Raw genomic sequence first — 2,704 nt, forward strand, 5'->3', positions numbered from 1 at the left:
GTCTGGAGCGGTTCCTGACGTCTGCCGCTGAGGCGTTCGTTTCCGGAGCAGCTGTGGACTGGGCCGGGGTGTTCACCGGGAGCGGTGCCCGGCGGGTTGATCTGCCCACGTACGCCTTCGAGCGTCAGCGTTACTGGCTGGAGGGTGCCGGTCAGGCGGTGAGCCAGAAGTCGGCTTCCGGGCTGGGCCTGGGCTCCGCGGACCACCCGCTCCTGGGAGCGGTCGTGGCCCTGGCCGATTCGGAGGGCCTCCTGCTGACGGGGCGCCTGTCGCTGCGTACGCACCCTTGGCTCGCCGACCACGCCGTGGGCGAGACGACGCTGCTGCCGGGAACGGCGTTCGTGGAGCTGGCGCTGCGCGCCGGTGACGCGGTCGGCTGCGACCGGCTGGAGGAACTCACGCTGGAAGCCCCGCTGGTGCTGCCCGACGACACCGCCGTACAGGTTCAGTTGACGGTCGGTGCGCCCGACATGGAGGGGCGGCGTCAGGTAGCGGTGTTCTCCCGGCCGGAGGACCAGTCCGAAGGCTCCTGGACACGGCACGCTTCCGGCGTCCTGACCGAAGGCCCGGCCGACGGCGGCGAGCAGGCTTCCGTCTCTGCCGAACTGGGTGTCTGGCCGCCGGCCGGTGCGGAGCCGGTCGCGGTGGACGACCTGTACGAGCGGCTGGCGGCCACCGGCCTGTGCTACGGCGCCGCCTTCCAGGGCGTTCGCGTGGCCTGGCGGCGCGGCGACGAGGTGTTCGCCGAAGTCGCCCTCGCAGACGATCAGCAAGCCGAAGCGGGTCGCTTCGGGTTGCACCCCGCGCTGTTGGACGCCGCCCTGCACGCACTAGCGACGGGGCCGGAAGCCCCGGAGGGGGACGAGGACGGTGAGCGGCGCCCCGGCCTCCCGTTCGTCTGGCAAGGCGTCTCGCTGTACGCCACCGCCGCGACCTCGCTGCGTGTACGGCTCGCCCCGGTCGGGGTGGATGGCGTGTCGGTGTTCGTCGCGGATCCCACCGGAGCGCCGGTCGCGGCGGTGACGTCCCTGGTGACGCGTGCTGTGTCGCCGGAGCAGCTGAAAGCGTCGGCGCGCATCACCGACGAGGCGTTGTTCCGCCTCACCTGGCGCAAGCTCGCGACGAGCGCCCCGGCGCCGTCATCGGCGTCCGCCTCCCGTCCGGAACTGGCCGAACTGCGAGCGGCTCTGGCCGGGGGAGCGACGACCGTGCCGGACGCGGTTGTGGCCTCCTTCGCCACGCGTGGGGACGACACCCCCGTTACGGGTGGGGGTGTGGGTGATCCGGCGGTGGTGCGTTCGGTGACGTGTCGTGCGCTGGGGGTGTTGCAGGAGTGGCTGGGTGAGGAGCGGTTCGCGGGGTCGCGTCTGGTCGTGGTGACCCGGGGTGCGGTGTCTGCTGTGCCTGGTGAGGATGTGTCCGATCTGGCGGCGGCTGCGGTGTGGGGGTTGGTGCGGTCCGCGCAGGCGGAGCATCCGGAGCGGTTCGTGCTGTGTGACGTGGACGGGCACGGGGTGTCGGACGCGTTGCTCGATGCGGTACTCGCCTGTGACGAACCACAGATCGCCGTACGCTCGGGAGAACTCTTCGTCCCGCGACTGGCCCGCGCCACGGCGTCGGCGCCGGACAGCCCCGGTCCGGTCTGGGACCCGGAAGGCACGGTCCTCCTGACAGGCGCCACCGGGACCCTGGGCGCCCTGGTGGCCCGGCACCTCGTCACGGAACACGGCGTACGACACCTCCTGCTCGTGTCCCGCCGCGGCCGGGCGGCGGCCGGTGCCGCGGAACTCGCCACCGAGCTGACCGGCATGGGTGCCTCGGTGACCATCGAGGCCTGCAACACCGCCGATCGGCCGGCACTGGCGGAGCTGTTGCGGACCGTACCCGACGAGCACCCGCTGACCGCCGTCGTCCACGCGGCGGGTGTCCTGGACGACGGTGTCATCGCGTCCCTGACGCCGGACCAGATCGATGCGGTGCTGCGGCCCAAGGTGGACGCGGCCGCCCACCTGCACGAGTTGACGCGGCACCTGAACCTGTCCGCGTTCGTGCTCTTCTCCTCCGCCGCCGGTACGTTCGGCGGCGCCGGGCAGGGCAACTACGCCGCCGCGAACGCGTTCGTCGATGCCCTGGCGGCGCACCGCCGGGCACAAGGCCTGCCCGCGGTCTCACTGGGCTGGGGCTTCTGGTCCGAACGCAGCGGTATGACAGGGCACTTGGACGCTTCCGACGTCCGCCGTATGCGTCGCGCAGGTATCGCCGCCCTCACCTCGGACGAGGGCCTGGCCCTGTTCGACGCCGTTGCGACCACGGCGGCCGACCGCGCCCCGTCGGACGCGGTCCTGCTGCCCATACGCCTCGACCTGCCCGCACTGCGCGCCCAGGCGACTACGGGAGCCGCACCGACGCTGCTCCGGGACCTCCTGCGCATCCCCGCCCGCCGTACGGCGCAGTCGTCCGGCACCGCTGCCGGCACCTCGGCGCTGTGGCAGCGCCTGGCGCCCTTGCCGGAGACCGACCGGGTCGACGCCGTCGAGACGCTGGTGCGCACGCACGTAGCGGCCGTTCTGGGGCACGCCGACGAAACCGTGGTCGGCGGTGAGAGAGCCTTCAAGGAGTTGGGGTTCGACTCGTTGACGGCGGTGGAGCTGCGGAACCGGTTGAACGGGGCCACGGGGCTGCGGTTGCCGGCGACGTTGGTGTT

At 72.4% G+C, this 2,704-nt stretch carries 1 protein-coding gene; it reads left to right on the forward strand.

Annotation, left to right across the window (positions count from 1 at the left end):
- Window positions 1-53 precede the first annotated feature (53 nt).
- Window positions 54-2,704: type I polyketide synthase (locus tag ACGF3H_RS36150; protein ID WP_393816626.1), on the forward strand; the 2,651-nt coding region annotated here is incomplete at its 3' end.

The sequence above is a fragment of the Streptomyces sp. NPDC048185 genome (genome assembly GCF_043202495.1).
Classification (GTDB): Bacteria; Actinomycetota; Actinomycetes; order Streptomycetales; family Streptomycetaceae; genus Streptomyces.